This is a genomic window from Nocardioides sp. GY 10127, from assembly GCF_004919085.1.
Taxonomy (GTDB): Bacteria; Actinomycetota; Actinomycetes; order Propionibacteriales; family Nocardioidaceae; genus Nocardioides.
This window is the reverse complement of sequence record NZ_STGL01000015.1, coordinates 1-16647: the sequence shown is the minus strand read 5'-3', so window position 1 is coordinate 16647 and position 16647 is coordinate 1. Positions and strand designations below refer to the sequence as shown.

The 16647-nt window shown below is 74.6% G+C and carries 21 protein-coding genes; 6 read left to right on the top strand and 15 right to left on the bottom strand.

Features of this window, described 5'->3' with window-relative positions; translation table 11 throughout:
* Positions 1-55: 55 nt before the first annotated feature.
* The 5 genes from E8D37_RS19285 to E8D37_RS19265 form a co-directional block, all read right to left on the bottom strand.
* A complete protein-coding gene (locus tag E8D37_RS19285) occupies positions 56-835 on the bottom strand; it encodes an RNA methyltransferase (RefSeq protein ID WP_240770451.1) in 780 nt (259 codons plus the stop codon).
* A gap of 68 nt (positions 836-903) precedes the next feature.
* Complete coding sequence (gene rplT, locus E8D37_RS19280; protein ID WP_136570482.1) at positions 904-1290, bottom strand: 50S ribosomal protein L20; 387 nt, start codon at positions 1288-1290, stop codon at positions 904-906.
* 40 nt (positions 1291-1330) lie between these two features.
* The gene (locus E8D37_RS19275) at positions 1331-1543 is read right to left on the bottom strand and encodes a 50S ribosomal protein L35 (protein WP_136570481.1); all 213 of its coding nucleotides are present in this window, start codon (positions 1541-1543) and stop codon (positions 1331-1333) included.
* Between the two features lie 78 nt (positions 1544-1621).
* A complete protein-coding gene (infC, locus tag E8D37_RS19270) occupies positions 1622-2287 on the bottom strand; it encodes a translation initiation factor IF-3 (protein ID WP_346763596.1) in 666 nt (221 codons plus the stop codon).
* A gap of 425 nt (positions 2288-2712) precedes the next feature.
* Positions 2713-3309, bottom strand: coding sequence for an SseB family protein (locus E8D37_RS19265; RefSeq protein ID WP_240770450.1), 597 nt, complete (start codon positions 3307-3309; stop codon positions 2713-2715).
* Positions 3310-3379: 70 nt separating this feature from the next.
* Between E8D37_RS19265 and E8D37_RS19260 the strand changes: the two genes are divergently transcribed.
* The 3 genes from E8D37_RS19260 to E8D37_RS19250 all read left to right on the top strand — a co-directional run bounded on the left by E8D37_RS19260 (position 3380) and on the right by E8D37_RS19250 (position 5491).
* Positions 3380-3835, top strand: coding sequence for a cellulose synthase (locus E8D37_RS19260; RefSeq protein WP_136570479.1), 456 nt, complete (start codon positions 3380-3382; stop codon positions 3833-3835).
* Positions 3836-3948: 113 nt separating this feature from the next.
* Complete coding sequence (locus tag E8D37_RS19255) at positions 3949-4473, top strand: (d)CMP kinase (RefSeq protein ID WP_240770449.1); 525 nt, start codon at positions 3949-3951, stop codon at positions 4471-4473.
* A gap of 91 nt (positions 4474-4564) precedes the next feature.
* The gene (locus E8D37_RS19250; RefSeq protein WP_136570478.1) at positions 4565-5491 is read left to right on the top strand and encodes an aldose 1-epimerase family protein; all 927 of its coding nucleotides are present in this window, start codon (positions 4565-4567) and stop codon (positions 5489-5491) included.
* A gap of 69 nt (positions 5492-5560) precedes the next feature.
* Here the strand turns inward: E8D37_RS19250 and E8D37_RS19245 are convergent, their stop codons facing one another.
* The 3 genes from E8D37_RS19245 to E8D37_RS19235 are packed head-to-tail and all read right to left on the bottom strand — an operon-like array spanning position 5561 to position 7161.
* Positions 5561-6046: a PH domain-containing protein gene (locus E8D37_RS19245; protein ID WP_136570477.1), complete on the bottom strand. Its 486-nt coding sequence runs from the start codon at positions 6044-6046 to the stop codon at positions 5561-5563.
* Positions 6030-6878, bottom strand: coding sequence for an ATP phosphoribosyltransferase (hisG, locus tag E8D37_RS19240; protein WP_136570476.1), 849 nt, complete (start codon positions 6876-6878; stop codon positions 6030-6032). The genes E8D37_RS19245 and hisG overlap by 17 nt, the downstream gene beginning before the upstream one ends.
* A gap of 19 nt (positions 6879-6897) precedes the next feature.
* Positions 6898-7161 carry a phosphoribosyl-ATP diphosphatase gene (locus E8D37_RS19235; RefSeq protein ID WP_136570475.1) on the bottom strand — a complete coding sequence of 88 codons (264 nt, stop codon included), beginning with the start codon at positions 7159-7161 and terminating at the stop codon, positions 6898-6900.
* Positions 7162-7268: 107 nt separating this feature from the next.
* On the opposite strand from E8D37_RS19235, the gene E8D37_RS19230 reads away from it, so the two are divergent.
* Positions 7269-7922, top strand: coding sequence for a GNAT family protein (locus E8D37_RS19230; RefSeq protein WP_136570474.1), 654 nt, complete (start codon positions 7269-7271; stop codon positions 7920-7922).
* Here E8D37_RS19230 and E8D37_RS20035 read toward each other — a convergent pair.
* The 6 genes from E8D37_RS20035 to E8D37_RS19205 all read right to left on the bottom strand — a co-directional run bounded on the left by E8D37_RS20035 (position 7877) and on the right by E8D37_RS19205 (position 12388).
* A complete protein-coding gene (locus E8D37_RS20035) occupies positions 7877-8035 on the bottom strand; it encodes a hypothetical protein (protein ID WP_168929762.1) in 159 nt (52 codons plus the stop codon). The genes E8D37_RS19230 and E8D37_RS20035 overlap by 46 nt on opposite strands.
* A gap of 114 nt (positions 8036-8149) precedes the next feature.
* The gene (locus E8D37_RS19225) at positions 8150-9544 is read right to left on the bottom strand and encodes a rhodanese-like domain-containing protein (protein WP_136570473.1); all 1395 of its coding nucleotides are present in this window, start codon (positions 9542-9544) and stop codon (positions 8150-8152) included.
* A gap of 94 nt (positions 9545-9638) precedes the next feature.
* Positions 9639-10598, bottom strand: a complete 960-nt coding sequence (locus E8D37_RS19220; RefSeq protein ID WP_136570472.1) for a sulfite exporter TauE/SafE family protein — start codon at positions 10596-10598, stop codon at positions 9639-9641.
* 7 nt (positions 10599-10605) lie between these two features.
* Complete coding sequence (locus E8D37_RS19215; RefSeq protein WP_136570471.1) at positions 10606-10923, bottom strand: rhodanese-like domain-containing protein; 318 nt, start codon at positions 10921-10923, stop codon at positions 10606-10608.
* A gap of 59 nt (positions 10924-10982) precedes the next feature.
* On the bottom strand, positions 10983-11747 hold the full coding sequence (locus E8D37_RS19210; RefSeq protein ID WP_136570470.1) for a GntR family transcriptional regulator: 765 nt from the start codon (positions 11745-11747) through the stop codon (positions 10983-10985).
* Between the two features lie 167 nt (positions 11748-11914).
* Complete coding sequence (locus E8D37_RS19205) at positions 11915-12388, bottom strand: MarR family transcriptional regulator (protein WP_276606498.1); 474 nt, start codon at positions 12386-12388, stop codon at positions 11915-11917.
* Between the two features lie 91 nt (positions 12389-12479).
* On the opposite strand from E8D37_RS19205, the gene E8D37_RS19200 reads away from it, so the two are divergent.
* Complete coding sequence (locus E8D37_RS19200; protein ID WP_136570469.1) at positions 12480-14306, top strand: ABC transporter ATP-binding protein; 1827 nt, start codon at positions 12480-12482, stop codon at positions 14304-14306.
* Between the two features lie 73 nt (positions 14307-14379).
* Complete coding sequence (locus E8D37_RS19195) at positions 14380-15501, top strand: crosslink repair DNA glycosylase YcaQ family protein (RefSeq protein ID WP_136570468.1); 1122 nt, start codon at positions 14380-14382, stop codon at positions 15499-15501.
* A 15-nt stretch (positions 15502-15516) separates the two neighbouring features.
* Here the strand turns inward: E8D37_RS19195 and E8D37_RS19190 are convergent, their stop codons facing one another.
* Complete coding sequence (locus E8D37_RS19190; protein ID WP_136570467.1) at positions 15517-16458, bottom strand: helix-turn-helix domain-containing protein; 942 nt, start codon at positions 16456-16458, stop codon at positions 15517-15519.
* Positions 16459-16647 lie beyond the last annotated feature (189 nt).

The window sequence follows — 16647 nt, the reverse complement described above, 5'->3', positions numbered from 1 at the left end:
GGGCCGCGAGCACCCGGGAGGCCAGGGCCAGGGGTCGGCCAGGGAGGTCGGAACCTCAGGCCCGCTGCGCGCGGGCGCTCGCGTAGAGGCAGAGCGCGGCGGCGGTCGCGAGGTTGAGCGACTCGGCGCGGCCGTGGATCGGGATCGAGACCCGGTGGTCGGCCGCGGCGGCCAGCTCCTCGGGCAGGCCCCAGGCCTCGTTGCCGAAGAGCCACGCCGTCGGCCGCGCGAGCAGCTCGTCGGCCTCGAAGAGGTCCACCTCACCGGCGCCGTCGGCGGCCAGCACGGTCAGCCCCGCCGCCTGGGCGGCGCGCACGGCGGCGAGCGGGTCCGGCTCGAGGGCCACCGGAAGGTGGAAGACGGAGCCGACGGACGCGCGCACGGTCTTGGGGTTGTGCAGGTCGACCGACGAGCCCGCGAGCACGACGGCGTCCGCGCCCGCGGCGTCCGCGCACCGCACGACGGTCCCGGCGTTGCCGGGGTCGCGCACGTCGGCGCAGAGGGCGACCAGCCGGCGTTCCTGCCCGACGGGGGGCGTCAGGACGTCGGCCAGCGGCCGGTCGAGGAGACGGCAGACGCCCACCACGCCGGCGGGGCTGACGGCGTCCGAGAGCGCCTCGATCCCCCGATGCTCGACGAGCGTCCACGGGACGCCGGCCGCCTCGCAGGCGGCGAGGAGGTGGGGGTGGGCGAGGTGCGCCTCGGGCGCGGCGAAGACCTCGACGAGGCAGCCGTCCCGCTCCAGCGCACCCTCGACGGCCTTCGGGCCGTCAGCGAGGAACAGCCGCCGCTCGGATCGCTCCGAGCGGCGGCTGAGCCTGCGTGCGTCCTTCACGCGGCGGTTGGCCGCGCTCAGGGGTGCCTGCTGGTGCGCGGAGGGCGCACCGTGCGAGGCGTCTGCGTTCAGGCCGAGGCCTTGGGCGCGTTGACGTCCTCGGGGAGGGCGGCCTTCGCGGTCGCGACCAGCGCCGAGAAGGCGGCCGGGTCGTTGACGGCGAGGTCGGCGAGGATCTTGCGGTCGACCTCGACACCGGCGAGGCCGAGGCCCTGGATGAACCGGTTGTAGGTCATGCCCTCGGCGCGAGCCGCGGCGTTGATGCGCTGGATCCACAGACGACGGAAGTTGCCCTTGTTCTTGCGGCGGTCGTTGTAGCTGTAGACGAGCGAGTGGGTGACCTGCTCCTTCGCCTTGCGGTAGAGGCGCGAGCGCTGCCCGCGGTAACCGCTGGCGCGCTCGAGGACGACCCGGCGCTTCTTCTGGGCGTTCACTGCCCGCTTGACGCGTGCCATGTTTACTCCTTGGTGCTTGTTGTCAGGGGGTCAGTGAGGCTCAGATGCCGAGCAGCTTCTTGACGCGCTTGACGTCGGCCTTGTCGACGTCGACCTCGCCGGCGTTGCGGCGGTGCTTCTTGCGGCTGCCGGTGGTCGGGGACGACGCGAACGCAGCGCCCGACTTGCGGTGGGCCTGGAGGCGGCGGACCTTGCCGCTGCCGGTGACCTTGAACCGCTTCTTGGTCCCGGAGTGGGTCTTGTTCTTGGGCATCGTGCTCTCTCTTCTTCTCAGCTCGTGCCGGCGGCCGGCCCGCGAGGGGCCCGCCGCCGGGAGGGCGTCAGGGGTGGATCAGATGTCGACGTCGGGGTCGAGGTTCTCGGAGGGCCCGCGCTTCTTGGCCTCGTTCGGCACGCGCGCCGCGTTCGCGGCGGTGCGCTCGGCCTTCTCCTCGGCCTCGTCGGCGGCGCGCTCCGCGGCCCGGGCGGTCTTCGCCGCCTTGACCTCGGCCTTGGCCTCCGCCTTCTTCTTGTGCGGACCCAGGACCATGATCATGTTGCGGCCGTCCTGCTTGGGCGAGGACTCCACGAAGCCCAGGTCGTCCACGTCCTCCGCGAGACGCTGGAGCAGCCGGAACCCGAGCTCGGGGCGGTGCTGCTCGCGACCGCGGAACATGATCGTGATCTTGACCTTGTCGCCGGCCTTGAGGAAGCGCACCACGTGACCCTTCTTGGTCTCGTAGTCGTGCGCGTCGATCTTGGGCCGGAGCTTCATCTCCTTGATGACCACGTTGGTCTGGTTCCGGCGGGCCTCACGGGCCTTCTGGGCGTTCTCGTACTTGAACTTCCCGTAGTCCATGAGCTTGCACACCGGCGGACGCGCCATGGGGGCGACCTCGACGAGGTCCAGGTCGGCCTCCTGCGCGAGGCGCAGCGCGTCGGCCGTCGGCACGATGCCGACGGTCTCACCGTTGGGGCCAACGAGTCGGACCTCCGCGACGCGGATCCGGTCGTTGATTCGAAGCTCGGTGCTGATGTGTCCTCCTGGGAGTCGGGTGCTGGCCTGTCTCCGTCGCCGTGGGCCGCGGCCCGAAAACGACGAAGGCTTCCGCTTGGTCCAAGCGGAAGCCAGTCACGACACGGCACCTCGGGGAGGAGCAGTCTCACTCCGGGACGTCTCGACGCACCCTCTCGCGAGGGCGTGCCGGGCTCCCGGCGACCGGACCCGACGACCTGTGGCGGCCGATGCGGGTGGGAGACGATCGTGCATGGTCCCCGCTTGTGGGATCGGCCCTCGCTGCTCGCCCTGCCCCTTGCGGAGCCCTGCGCACACCGAGGACTGATCGGTCAACAGGAGAGACTACGCAGTTCTTCCCGTGACGACCAATCGGCGCGGTGGGCGCCCCGCACAGGGGACGGAACAGGGACGGCCGGGGGCGGCGGTCAGGCAGGCCGGACCCAGCCCACGGTAGCCGAGGGCCCCTCGCCGACCCGTGCCAGTGTCCACCCCGAGGCCAGCGCCCCGAGGTCGTCGCCCTCGACCACCAGCCGGTGCGGGCCGGCGAGGTCCAGCACCAGCGCCGAGGCGCCCTCGGCCAGGGCGGCCTCGGCTGCCACGCGGGCGGGCACGCCGACGGGGCGGGCCGCCGCGTCCCAGGCCGCCATGGTGGCGGCGGAGCTGAAGGCGAGCAGGGCGGTGCGGCCGTCGGCCCCGGTGAGCAGGACGGCGGCCATGTCGCTGTCCTTCTCCACGCGCAGCCCGTCGGGGCTCACGTCGACCTCGCCGAGCACGGCCACCACGGGCACCAGCAGCCGGGCCCGGGTCAGCGCGTCCAGGCACGCCAGGTAGGCCTCCCCCGCCGCCGCCCGGTCACCCGCGGACGCGGCTCGGCCGGCGAGCGCGGCGGCCAGGCCGGCGTCCGCGCTGCCGTCGTCGTCGGGGAAGGCGGGCGCCTCGAGCGCACGGCCGTCGCCCTGCACGGGGAAGGACCAGGTGCGCTTGCCGTCGGCGTCGACGTGGGGACGGTAGGGATCGACCACGCGCCCCATCGTCGCGCACGAGGGCCGTGACTCCCACTCCGGGAGCCGGCGCTGTGGCAGGCTGGCGGTCGTGGACGACGTCGCCTGGCTGGCCCTGTGCACCGCCCTCACCGTGCTCGGTGGCCTGGGCACCTGGTTCGCGTGGCGGCGCCGGGGGCTCGCGGCGGGCCTGCGGCTCGCCGGGCTCACGCTCCTCGTGCCCGCCGCCTACCTCACGCGCACGCTGCGGATGTTCACGCGGATCGTGGACGCGGTGCTCGACTGGGTCCTCACGCTCGTCCTCGTGCCGACCGTGTGGGTCGGGATCGTGCTGGCCGGCGTGGCCGTCCTGCTGCTGCTCGCCTCGAACCGGCTCCGCGCGCGCGAGCTCGCCCGGGCGAGGTCCGGCGGTGCCCCCGCCGTCGGGGCGGGCCGCCCGCGGTCCTCGCAGTCCGCGCCCCCGAGCCCCGCCGGCGCGCCGGCCGCCTCCGGCGACGACGACCTGGACGAGATCGAGGCCCTCCTGCGCCGCCGGGGGATCAGCTGAGCACCGCGGCGCCCGGGCCCGGCGGATCGACCCCGGGCGCGCCCGACGCGGTCGCCAGGACCCTGCTCGAGCTCGCGCTCGCGCGGGGCCCGCGCGCCGGGAGCACGCGCGTCGTGGCGCTCGACGGGCCCTCGGGCTCCGGGAAGACCACGCTGTCCCGCGCGCTGGCGGCGCAGGCGGAGGCCGCCGGCCTCGCCTGCCGGCAGGTGCACATGGACGACCTGTACGAGGGCTGGTCCGGCCTCCCGCACGTCCGCACGCAGCTCGCCACGCTGCTGCGGCCGCTCACGGAGGGCCGCGCCGGGGTCTACCGGCGCTGGGACTGGTTCGAGTCGGCCTGGGCCGAGGACGTGGAGGTGCCGCCGACGGACCTGCTCGTCCTCGAGGGCGTCGGGTCGGGGGTGCGCGCGACCGCTCCCCTGCTGACGCTCCTGGCCTGGCTCGACGCACCCGTGGAGGAGCGGCACGCGCGCGGCCTGGCGCGCGACGGCGAGACCTTCGAACCCTGGTGGGACACGTGGGCGGGCCACGAGGCGGCCCTCTACGCCGAGGAGGGCACGCGCGGTCGGGCCGACGTCCTCGTGGACGGGACCGGGGCGACGCCGCCGGTGCTGGTGGGCGGCGCCGCCGAGGGCTGAGGCGGGACTTTCGGCCCGCATCCGGACCGCGGCGTCCGAGGGCTGGGCTTTCACCCCGTGCGGTGCCCCGCCCGGTCCTACGCTGTGCCGCATGCTTCCCCCCAGTGGCGAACAGTTCGAGATCGCGGCCGGCGGCTACCGCGCCGTCATCACCGAGTCCGGTGGCGCGCTGCGTCTCCTCGAGCACGGGGGACGCCCGCTCGTCGACGGGTTCGGCGAGGACGAGATGTCCGCGGGCGGTCGTGGCCAGCAGCTGGTCCCGTGGCCCAACCGCACCCGCGACGGCCGCTACACGTTCGAGGGGACGACCCAGCAGCTGCCGCTCACCGAGCCCAAGCGCGGCAACGCCTCGCACGGGCTGGCGCGCTGGGTGGCGTGGAGCGTGGAGGAGCACACCGCTCACTCCGTCTCGCTGCAGTACCGGCTCATGGCCCAGACCGGCTACCCGTGGACGCTGGACCTGCACGTCGTCTACGACCTGTCCGCCGACGGCCTCACCGTCACCCAGACCGCGACGAACATGTCCGGCGCCCGGGCGCCGTACGCCGTGGGGTCGCACCCCTACGTGTGCGTGGGCGACGGCCCCGTGGACACCCTGGAGCTCACCTTCCCCGGGGCGACGCGCTACCTGGTGGACCCCGAGCGGCTGCTGCCGCACGGCAGCGAGCCCGTGGAGGGCACCGAGTTCGACTTCCGCCTGTCGCGGCCGCTGAAGAAGACCGTCCTCAACGACACCTTCACCGACCTCGACCGCGACGAGCGCGGCGTGGCCACGGCGACCCTGCTCGACCCGGCCACCGGTCAGGGTGTCTCCCTGTGGGTGGACGCCGGCTACTCCTGCCTGCTGCTCTACACCGCCGACGACGTGCCCGCGACCGCCCGCCGGTCGCTGGCGATCGAGCCCATGTCGGCCCCGCCGGACGCGCTCAACTCGGGCACCGACCTCGTCGTCCTGTCCCCCGCCGGCACCGACGGCGACGAGCACACCGCCGCCTGGGGCATCCGCGCGGTCGACTGACCGCAGGGGCCCCGCCCCTTCGGGGCAGGCTCAGCGGGTGGGCTCAGCGGGTGGGCTCAGCGGGTGGGCTCAGCGGGTGAGCTCGGTGGCCAGCGCGCGCAGCTGCTGCACGGCCTCGACCGCGCGGCGGCCGTCCGCGCCCTGGATGGCCAGCGCGCCCACGCTGGAGCCGTCGGAGAGGTCGAGGGTGACCCACGGAGCGCCCGGCGGCATGGACACCGCCACGACCTGGGCCCACGCGTACTCGCGGCGGCGGTAGCCGTTCACGATGACGACCTTGTCGCGGTAGGCGGTGACCTTGCACCGGACGACCGCGTAGAGCGTCGCCCAGCCGCCGGCGACCAGCAGCACCAGGGTGATGAAGTGCCGCAGCTTGAACTCGGCCCGCACCTCCGGGGAGAGCGTGAACCAGGCGAAGGCGAACACCACGCCGAAGCAGATGCTCAGCGCCCAGGCCATGATGCGCACGCCCAGCGGTCGCCAGGTGTGCGGCAGCGTCGGGCCCAGCCCGTCGACGTCGGGCGCCGCGTGGTCGCGGTCAGAGTCGGCAGGCATGGATGCCGGTGAGGAGGATGCCGCGGGCACCCACCTGGTAGAGCTCGTCCATGAGCCGCTGGGAGCCGTCGCGGGGCACCATCACGCGCACCGCCGACCAGCCCTCGCGGTGCAGCGGGGCCACGGTCGGGGACTCGAAGCCCGGGGTGAGCCGCACGGCCTCCGGCAGGCGGTCGGTGGGGATGTCGTAGTCCATCATCACGTAGCTGCGCGCGACCAGGACGCCCTCGATGCGTCGCTGGAAGACCTCGAAGCCGGACGGGACGTCGCCGGTGCGCGTGATCAGGACGGCCTCGGACTCGAGGATCGTGTCCCCGAAGACCTCCAGCCCGGCACGACGCAGGGTCGAGCCGGTCTCCACGACGTCGGCGATCACGTCGGCCACGCCGAGCTGGATCGAGGTCTCGACCGCACCGTCCAGGCGGGTCACGGACGCCTCGATGCCGCGCCGCTGGAGGAAGGCCTCCACGACGCCGGTGTAGGACGTGGCGATCCGCAGCCCGGCGAGCTGGGACAGGTCGGTGTAGCGACCGGCCGGCCCCGCGAAGCGGAAGGTGCTGCGCCCGAAGCCGAGCCCGCGCACCTCCTCGGCCTTGGCGCCGGAGTCGGAGAGCAGGTCACGGCCGGTGATCCCGACGTCCAGCGTGCCCTCGCCGACGTACAGCGCGATGTCGCGCGGGCGCAGGTAGAAGAACTCGACGCCGTTCTCGGCGTCCACGAGCGTGAGCTGCTTGGAGTCCTCGCGCTGGCGGTAGCCGCCCTCGCGGAGGATGTCGGAGGCCGCCTGCGAGAGGGCGCCCTTGTTGGGGACGGCGACGCGGAGCAGGGTCATGGTCGGGGGCCTTCCGAGCTCAGAGGTGCGCGTAGACGTCGTCGAGGCTGATGCCGGAGGCCAGCATCAGGCACTGCGCGTGGTAGAGGAGCTGGCTGATCTCCTCGGCGGCGCGGGCGTTGCCCTCGTGCTCGGCGGCCATCCACGACTCGGCGGCCTCCTCCACCAGCTTCTTGCCGATGAAGTGCACGCCGGCGTCCAGCTCGCGCACGGTGCCCGAGCCCTCGGGCCGGGTCTGGGCCTTCTCGCTCAGCTCGTCCCACAGCTGCTCGAACGTCTTCACGAGGAGTCAGCCTAGGTGCTCACGGTCGCGGGTGCGGAATCGCGTGGCCGGGGCGAGACGGCACAAAGGCCCGGGCGCGCGGCCCGGGGCAGTGCCACGATCGGCCGATGAGCTCCCCCCAGCCGACCCGCCGGTCCCCCGGGCCTCCCACGACCCTGCACGGCTGCCGCCCGTGGCCGCTGCGCACGCCGCGGCTCCTCCTGCGGCCGGAGACGCCGGCCGACGCCGACGCCACCTGGGCGTTCCGTCGCCTGCCCGAGGTCACGGAGTGGATCGGCTGGGCCTCGACGCGCCGCGAGGAGTACCTCGAGCGGTTCCTGCGGCCCGAGCGCATCCGCTCCAAGCTCGTGGTGGCGGACGTCGGGGACGGGAGGGTGCTGGGCGACCTCATGCTCGCCGTCCGCGACGGCTGGGCGCAGGCGGAGGTCCGCGAGCAGGCGGAGGGCTGCGAGGTGGAGCTCGGCTGGACGCTCCACCCCGCCGAGCAGGGGCGCGGCCTGGCCACGGAGGCCGTGACCGCGGCACTGGCCGTCGCGTTCGAGGACCTGGGCGCCCGGCGGGTGACCGCGAGCTGCTTCGCCGACAACACCGCCTCGTGGCGGCTCATGGAGCGGGTCGGGATGCGTCGGGAGCTGCACGGCCGCGCCGACTCGCTGCACCGGACCCGGGGCTGGCTCGACGGCTACGGCTACGCGCTCCTGGTGCAGGAGTGGCGTCAGGCCCGCGTGGAGAGCGCGACCGCGACCAGCGCCACCGCGTAGACCAGCGCCAGGAGCGGCACGAGCAGGACGATCCGCGGTGTCCGCGGCCGCAGGCGCAGCCGCCCGTGCGGCCCGCCCCGCCCGTGGACGGTGAACGGCACGTGGTCCGGCACGCCTGCGCCCACGTGGTCGCCGGGGCGCAGGCGGTCGTGCTCGGGCGGCAGGTCGGCGGGCAGGGCTGCTCCTGGCTCTGGTCTCGTCGGGTGGGCTGAGGGGGAGGGTGTCGCTCAGGCCTCGGCGGCGCGCATGGCGTCCACCGCGTTGAACCCGCCCAGGATGTCGGAGACGTCGGTGAACCCCTCGCTGCGCAGGTAGGAGGCGGCGACCGAGGACCGCCAGCCCCCCGCGCAGTAGACCACGACGGCCTTGTCGCGCGGGACCTCGTCGACGCGGCGGCGCAGCTCGGCCAGCGGGATGTTCAGCGCGCCCTCGACGCCACCGGCCTCGACCTCACCGGCGTTGCGGACGTCGACGAGCACGACGTCGCGGGCCTCGTCGGCCAGGACCTCGTCGAGCTGGGCCGGGGTGAGGCGGCTCGCGTGGCCCACGCACACGCCCTCGGCCTGCGTGAGCACCTCCTCGATGTCCGCGAGGTGGCCGACGACGCCGTCGAAGCCGATCCGGGCCAGCCGGGTGACGGCCTCGGCCTCGTGCCCCTCCGGGGCGACCACGACGATCTCGTCGTGCGGCTTCAGCAGCATGCCGGCGGTCTCGGCGAAGCGACCGTCGAGCGGGACCGACACGGACCCGCGCAGGTGGCCGGCCGCGAACTCGGACTGCTCGCGCGTGTCCAGGAGGACGGCGCCGCCGGCCGTGGCCTCGGTGGCCTGGGCGAACGTCAGCTCGGCGGCGGCCGACTCGTCGTACGTGGCGTGCTGACGGCGGTTGAGGGTGGCGTCGTAGCCGAAGTACTCCGGGGCGGAGGGCTGCCCGGCGGTGACGATGTCGACGAAGGTCTGCTCGTCCATCGGCTGGCACGCGTAGTTGAAGCGGCGCTGCTCCCCGATGGTGGACTGCGTCTCGGTGGAGAGGTTCTTGCCGCAGGCCGAGCCGGCGCCGTGGGCCGGGAAGACCCGGACCTCGTCGGGCAGGCCCATCAGCTTGTGCTGCACGGAGTCGTAGAGCATCCCGCCGAGCTCGCGAGCGGTGACGCCGAAGGAGGCCAGGAGGTCGGGCCGGCCCACGTCGCCGATGAAGAGGGCGTCACCGGTGAGGGCGCCGTAGGGCGTCTCGTCGGTGCCGTGCTCGTAGACCAGGACGCTGATCGACTCGGGCGTGTGGCCCGGCGTGTGCATGATCTCGAGGGTCACCCCGTCCGGCCCGCCCAGCTCGACCCGCTCGCCGTCGGCGAAGGAGCGGATGTCGTAGTCGGTCTCCGCCCGGTCGCCGTAGCCGATCCACGCGCCGGTCGCCTCGGCCATCTCCAGGTGGCCGGCGAGGAAGTCGGCGTGGAAGTGGGTGTTGATGACGCCCACGATCCGCAGGCCGTGGGCGGCCGCGTCCTCGACGTACTCGGCGACGTCACGGCGGGGGTCGACGACGACGGCCTGGCCCGAGGCCTCGTCCCCGACGAGGTAGGAGGCCTGGGACAGGCAGTCGAGGTAGTGCTGGGCGAAGTACATGGCGGAACCTTTCATCGGGCGGGGCCCGTGACGCGGGCCGGTCGGAGTGCGTGGTGCGGTGCGGTGCGGTGCTGGCGTGGGGAGCTGGTGGTACTCAGACGACGGTGGAGACGGCGGTGGCGGCGGCGACCAGCACGAGGAGTGCGGCGAAGCCATGCCGCAGGCGGGCGGCGGGCAGGCGGTCGGCGACGCGCCGGCCGAGGAGGACCCCGGCGACGGCCGCGAGGGAGAAGGGGACGACGACCGCCCAGTCGATCTCGAGGCTGCCGAGGCGGGCCAGCAGCGAGCTGGCGGAGTTCAGCGCCACGACCACCAGCGAGGTGCCGACGGCCACCGACATGGGCAGGCGCAGCACGATGACGAGGGCCGGGACGACGACGAACCCGCCGCCCACGCCGAGGAACCCGGTGAGCAGGCCGACGGCGAGGCCGACCGCGCCGGCCGCGGCCAGGCCGCGACCGGTGCCCGCGGGGGCCCGGTCGGCGATCTCGCCGGACACGGCGGTGCGGGCGGCCACGAGGACCCCCGCCCGGCCGGCTGCCTGGCCACCGGCGACAGGGGTGCCGGCGGCCGCGACGGTCGGACGGACCGCGGGCGAGGTGGGGGCGGGGCGGGCGTCGCGGTAGCGACGCCGCAGGGACGGGAGGGCCGGGAGGCGCGGGGTGGGCGCCTTCTCGGGGTCGATCTCGATGCAGGAGGGGCAGCCGCGGACCATCGCCGCCGCGGCCACGACCATGAGGCCCGAGAAGGCGAGGAGCAGCACCGGCTCGGGGACCGCGTGGCTCAGCTGCGCGCCGACCCAGGCCGTCGGGAGCCCGGCCACGCCGAGGCCCAGTGCGGTGCCCCAGCGGACCCGCCCGGCGCGGGCGTGCCCGAGGGCGCCCACGACGGCCGCGACCCCGACGACGACGAGGCTGCTGGCGGTCGCCTGCACGGCGGACTGGCCGACGACCAGGACGAGCGCGGGGACCGTGAGGACTCCACCGCCACCGCCGAGGCCGCCGAGGACGAGGCCGATGGCCAGGCCCAGCCCGGCGAGCAGGAGGAGCTCCACGACTCGTTCACTCCCCCGCGACGACGAGCGGCAGGCCGGCCTCGGCCCAGGCCAGGACGCCGCCGGTCATGTTGACGACGTCGACGCCGGCACCGGCCAGGGCCTCCGCGGCGCGGCCGGAGCGGTTGCCGGAGCGGCACACGGCCACCACGAGGCGGTCGCGGCCCACGGCGGCGGGGTCGAGGGTGCCCAGCGGGACGTGGGTGGCGCCGTCGATGTGGGCCTGCGCCCACTCGTCGTCCTCGCGGACGTCGAGCAGGACGGCGCCCTGGTCGGCGAGGCGACGGGCTTCGTGGACGTCGACGGTGCGGACGGCGGTGGTCATGGCGGTCTCCTGGGTCTGTCGCGGGGTGGGCGTGCGGGGTGGTCCGGGGGTGCGGCGCGTCAGGACTCGGCGGTGACCTGGACGCGGTCCGGGCTCGCCAGGTCGGTGACCAGGGCGTAGCGGTCGCCCCGGACGAGGGTCCGACGGAGCTCGACGAGGCGGCCGAGGCTCGTGCCGACGCGCTCGAGGTGCAGGGCAGCGACGTCGGCGCCGATGCCGAGGGTGCGGCGCTCGGCCGACGTCGGGACGACGGCGCGGACCTGCTCGGTGCCGCCGGTGAGGCGGATGCCGCAGTGGGCCTCGAGGGCCCCGTAGAGCGAGGTGGCGGAGAGGTCGACGGTGAGCAGCGGCGCGGCGACCTCGGCGGGCAGCCACACCCGGTCCAGCGCCAGGGGCTCGTCGTCCATCATCCGCACGCGCTCGAGGTAGACGAGCGGCGAGGACTCCTCCAGGCCGAGGCGGCTGGCGACCACGCCGTCCGCGAAGACCTCGAGGCGGCGGACGACCGAGCGCTGCCGGTGCCCGGTCGACTCCACCGAGGCGAAGAGGCTGTAGAGGGTGCCCTGCGACTGGGTGATCCGGGGGGCGGCGACACGGGGCTGGCGGCCGCGAGCGGACTCGATGACGCCCGTCTCGCGCAGCGCCCGGAGCGCGGCGCGGACGGTGTGCCGGCTGACCTCGTAGTCAGCGACGAGCTGCATCTCGCCGGGGAAGGAGTCGACGAACTCGCCCCGCTCCAGCCTCCGGTTGAGATCGGCCTGGAGCTGCTCCCACAGCGGCTGGGGCGCGCCCCGGTCGAGTCGGGCCAGCGTCTGCTCGGTCATCCTCGCTCCTCCTGAATGGAACCCCCCGAGGGGTTATATCCCTCAATGTACGGACATATTCACCGGGGCGCAAGAGGGCGCGCGAGCACCCGCGGACCACCCCCCGTGGGGCGCGCGCGTCCGCGCAGGTCAGGAGCGCGTGCGGCCCGGATCAGACCGCGGCGGGCTCAGGCGCGTTCCGGCCGCTCGGCCAGCACCAGGCGTCGGACGAGCCGGTCCAGCACGGCGCGCTCCTCGTCGTCCAGGACGGCGAGGTAGCCCTCCGTGGCCTGGCGCCGGGACTCTGCCAGCAACGCCTGGAGCCGACGACCCTCCTCGGTCGGCACGACGCAGGTGGCGCGACGATCCACCGGGTCGGGCTCGCGCAGCACGAGCCCCCGTTCCTGCAGGTGGTCGACCACCTCGGTGGCCGAGCGCGGGGCGATGTGCAGGCGCTCGGCGAGCCGGGAGATGCGCACGGGCGCCTCGCGGCAGACCACCCCCAGCGCCTTGGCCTGGGCCGGCGCGACGTCCCACTCCCCCGCCGAGTGCCACACCGCGCGCCGCAGGGAGCGCGCCGCGCTCATGAGCAGGTCCCCCGTCGTCTCCTGGTGGACGTGACCGGCCTCGCGCGGGTCCTGTGAGCTGTCGGCGTGGGGCACGGGAACACTCTAGCGGGAATGCGGGTTGCCTCATCGTGAGGTAACCTCACTAACTGATCGACACCCGTACGGCAGAGGAAGGAGTGGTCGCATGGCAGGCCACCCCGGGGGCGGCGGAGGCCGCCCCGGCATGGGCAGCACCCCCGAGCAGCGGCGCGCGGCGCGCGACCAGCTGCGCTCCTCCCCCGTCTCCGTCGGCCGGGTGGCCGGGCTCTTCCGTCCGCACCGTGCCGCCCTGGCCCTCGTGGTCGTCCTCATCGTCACCAGCTCGCTGGCGTCGCTGGCCTCGCCGTTCCTGGTGCGTGCCGTCATCGACGACGCCCTGCCGACGGGCGACGTGCGCCTGCTGCTCCTGTGCGTGCTCGGCATGGTCCTGGTCGCGGTCGTCACCGCGGTCCTGGGCGTCGGCCAGACGTGGATCTCCACCGCCGTGGGCCAGAAGGTCATGCACCGGCTCCGCTCCGACCTGTTCACGCACCTCCAGCGCCAGTCCGTGGGCTTCTTCACCCGGACCCGCGGGGGCGAGATCCAGTCCCGGGTCATCAACGACATCGGGAGCATGCAGTCGGTCGTGACGTCGACCGCCACGTCCATCGCCTCCAACGTGACGATCGTGGTGGGCTCCATCGTGGCGATGCTCGCGCTCTCCTGGCGGCTGGCCCTCGTCACCCTCGTGGTCCTGCCCCCGGCGGTGATCCTCTCCCGGCAGACCGCCAAGCTGCGCTACGCGGTGACCACGGCGCGCCAGAAGAAGCTGGCCGACCTGCACGTCCAGGTCGAGGAGGGACTCTCCGTGAGCGGGGTGCAGCTCACCAAGACCCTCGGCGCCGGCCCTGCTCTCGCCGAGCGCTTCCGGCGCACGTCGTCCGACCTGGTGGACCTCGAGGTCCGCTCTCAGCTGGCGGGGCGGTGGCGGATGGCCAGCATGACGGTCGTGTTCGCGGTCGTGCCGGCGACCCTGTACCTGGCCGCCGGGTTCCCCGCCACCAGCGGCGGGATGACGATCGGGACGCTCGTGGCGTTCGTGGCGCTCCAGTCCCAGCTGTTCCGCCCGCTGGCCCAGCTGCTCAACGTCGGCGTCGACGTCACCGCCTCCCTGGCCCTGTTCAGCCGCCTCTTCGAGTACCTGGACCTGCCCGTGGAGATCGACGACCCGGCGCACCCGGTGCCCCTCGGCGAGCCGCGCGGCGAGGTCGACCTCGACCACGTCACCTTCGCCTACGGCGACTCCCCCGTCCTGCGCGACGTCACGCTGCACGTGCCGGCCGGCGGCTCCCTGGCGCTGGTCGGCGAGACGGGCAGCGGCAAGTCGACGCTCGCCTCGCTCGTCGCCCGCCTGCACGACCCGACCTCCGGCGCCGTCCGGGTCGACGGCATCGACCTGCGCGACCTGACCTTGGCCGACGTCGCCCGCACCGTCGGCGTCGTCACGCAGGAGACCTACCTGCTGCACGCCACCGTCGCCGAGAACCTCCGCCACGCGCGCCCGGAGGCCACCGACGCCGACCTCGAGGAGGCCTGCCGGGCGGCCCGCATCCACGACGTCATCGCGTCACTGCCGGACGGCTACGACACCATGGTCGGCTCCCGCGGCCACCGCTTCTCCGGCGGCGAGCGACAGCGGCTCGCCATCGCCAGGACCCTGCTGCGCGACCCCCGGGTCCTCGTCCTGGACGAGGCGACCAGCGCCCTGGACAACACCACCGAGCGCGAGGTCCAGGAGGCGCTCGACCGGCTGGCGCACGGCCGCACCACCATCACGATCGCCCACCGGCTGAGCACGGTGCGCGACGCCGACCAGATCGTCGTCCTGGACCACGGGCGGGTGGCCGAGGTCGGCACCCACGAGGAGCTGCTCCTGCGGGCGGGTCGCTACGCCGACCTCGTGCGGCGCGGCCTGGGGACCGCAGCCGCCTGAGGCGCGCCGCACCACTCGGGCACGACGGGCACGACGGGCGCGGCCTGTCGGCGCGACTGCCTAGGGTGGCGGGGTGCCTCCCCCGCCCGCCCACCGCCTCTCCCGCGCCGAGGCGCGCCGCGTCGCGGTGCGTGCCCAGCTCCTCACCGGGCGACGACCCGGCGACGTCCTGGAGGTGGTGCGCCACCTCGGCGTCCTCCAGCTCGACCCGACCCGGCACGTGGCGCCCAGCGCGCACCTGGTGCTCTGGAGCAGGCTGGGCAGCGGCTACGACCGCGAGGAGCTGGACGACCTGCTGGCCGGAGGCGCGCTCGTCGAGATCGGCGGGTACGCCCGCCCCGCCGAGGACGTGCGGCTCCACACCGCGGAGATGGCGGCCTGGCCGGGCACCGGCGAGCTCTCGCCGTGGCAGCAGGAGCTGGCCGCGTGGGTGGAGGACAACGACGGCGCACGGCTGGAGACCCTCGAGCTCCTCCGGCAGGACGGCCCGCTCGCCGCGCCCGACCTCCCGAGGGGCGCGATCGTCCGCCCCTGGCGCTCCAGCGGCTGGAACGACGACCGCTCCCTGCTGCGCCTCCTCGACCTCATGGCGGCCCGCGGCGAGGTGGCCGTGGTCGGCCGTCAGGGCCAGCACCGGCTCTGGGACCTCGCCGAGCGGGTGCTCCCCGACGACGAGCCGGTGCCGCCGGCCGAGGCGCTGGCCGAGCGGGCCCGTCGGCGGCTCGCGGCACTGGGGGTCGCGCGCGCCCGGGCGGCCGTCGCGCCCGGCGAGCCCCACGACGTGGGGGCGAGCGGGGAGCCGGCGAGCATCGAGGGCGTCCGCGGCACCTGGCGCGTGGACCCCACCCTCCTGGACGCCCACGCGGACTCGTTCCTGCCGCGCACCGCGCTGCTCTCACCGCTCGACCGGCTCGTCATGGACCGCAAGCGCATGGCCGAGCTGTGGGGCTTCGACTACCAGCTGGAGATGTACAAGCCGGCCTCGGCCCGCCGCTGGGGCTACTGGGCCCTGCCGGTCCTGCACGGCGAGGACCTCGTGGGCAAGGTCGACGCCCAGCACCTGCCACTGGAGGGCACCCTGCTCGTCCGGGCCGTGCACGAGGACGCGCCGTGGCCCGCGTCCCTGCGCGAGGACGTGGACGCCGAGCTGGCCGACCTCGCGGCCTGGCTCGACGCCGAGGTCGTGCGGGCCTGAGGCCCGCGACACCTCTCAGCAGGCGAACTGTCGCCGGTACGCCTGAGGGCTCAGGCCCCGGACCCGGGTGAAGTGGTGGCGCAGGGTGGCCGGGTTGCCGAACCCGACCTCGCGGGCGATCCAGTCCACGGGGCGGTCGCTGCGCTCAAGGAGCTCCTCGGCCGCGCGCACCCGCTGCGCCGTCACCCACACGTGGGGCGTGGTGCCGGTCTCCTCGCGGAAGCGCCGGGCGAAGGTCCGAGGAGCCAGGTGGACGCGCCGCGCCAGCGTCTCGACGCCCAGGTCGGCGTCCAGGTTCTCCATCATCCACGCCAGCAGGGGGCCGAGCGTGTCGGCGTCGCACTCGGGCACCGCGCGCGCGATGAACTGGGCCTGGCCGCCGTCGCGCTGCGGCGGGACCACCATCCGGCGGGCGATCACGTTGGCGACCGAGGACCCGTGCTCCTGGCGCCACACGTGCAGCGCCGCGTCGATCCCGGCGGCGGTGCCCGCGCTCGTCACCACCTGCCCGCTGTCCACGTAGAGCACCTCGGGCACGACGGTGGCCAGCGGGAACTGGCCGGCCAGGCGGGCGGTGTAGCGCCAGTGCGTCGTGCACTCCCGGCCGTCGAGGAGGCCCGCGGCGCCCAGCGTGAAGGCCCCCGAGCACACCGACAGCAGGCGCGCACCGCGCTCGTGGGCGGCCTGCAGCGCCGCGATGATCTCCGGCGGCGCCTCGCCGCGGGGCTGGGCGGGCACGCAGACGAGGTCGGCCTCCGCCACCCGCCCCAGGTCGCGCCGGACGTCGATGGCGAAACCCATGTCCGTCTCCACCGGGCCGGGGCGGACGCCGCAGACCGCGAAGTCGAGCACGGGCACGCCGTCGTCGGCCCGGTCCAGGCCGAAGGCCTCGCAGAGCACGCCGAGCTCGAAGGGGGCGACCCCGTCGTAGACGAGGGCGGCGACGTTGGTGAGCACGGGGACAGCCTCTCACGAGCAGTGGCAGGAAATCGAGCATCAGTGACATCTCTGCCACTCGCGGCAGGATCTTACGCAGAGCAGGATTCCTGCCATGACCGCACTCGTCCTCTTCCTGCTCCTCACCGCCCTCACCACGACCGCCCTCCTCGGTCTCCGCTCCCTGCTCGACGACCGCCCCGGCCAGGG

Bases quoted from the DNA above. Each gene is read 5' to 3' on its own strand.
- E8D37_RS19225 (WP_136570473.1), bottom strand. From the start codon at position 9,544: ATGTACTTCGCCCAGCACTACCTCGACTGCCTGTCCCAGGCCTCCTAC.
- E8D37_RS19230 (WP_136570474.1), top strand. From the start codon at position 7,269: ATGAGCTCCCCCCAGCCGACCCGCCGGTCCCCCGGGCCTCCCACGACC.
- E8D37_RS19250 (WP_136570478.1), top strand. From the start codon at position 4,565: ATGCTTCCCCCCAGTGGCGAACAGTTCGAGATCGCGGCCGGCGGCTAC.
- E8D37_RS19215 (WP_136570471.1), bottom strand. From the start codon at position 10,923: ATGACCACCGCCGTCCGCACCGTCGACGTCCACGAAGCCCGTCGCCTC.
- E8D37_RS19245 (WP_136570477.1), bottom strand. From the start codon at position 6,046: ATGCCTGCCGACTCTGACCGCGACCACGCGGCGCCCGACGTCGACGGG.
- hisG (WP_136570476.1), bottom strand. From the start codon at position 6,878: ATGACCCTGCTCCGCGTCGCCGTCCCCAACAAGGGCGCCCTCTCGCAG.
- E8D37_RS19210 (WP_136570470.1), bottom strand. From the start codon at position 11,747: ATGACCGAGCAGACGCTGGCCCGACTCGACCGGGGCGCGCCCCAGCCG.
- E8D37_RS19275 (WP_136570481.1), bottom strand. From the start codon at position 1,543: ATGCCCAAGAACAAGACCCACTCCGGGACCAAGAAGCGGTTCAAGGTC.
- rplT (WP_136570482.1), bottom strand. From the start codon at position 1,290: ATGGCACGCGTCAAGCGGGCAGTGAACGCCCAGAAGAAGCGCCGGGTC.
- E8D37_RS19200 (WP_136570469.1), top strand. From the start codon at position 12,480: ATGGCAGGCCACCCCGGGGGCGGCGGAGGCCGCCCCGGCATGGGCAGC.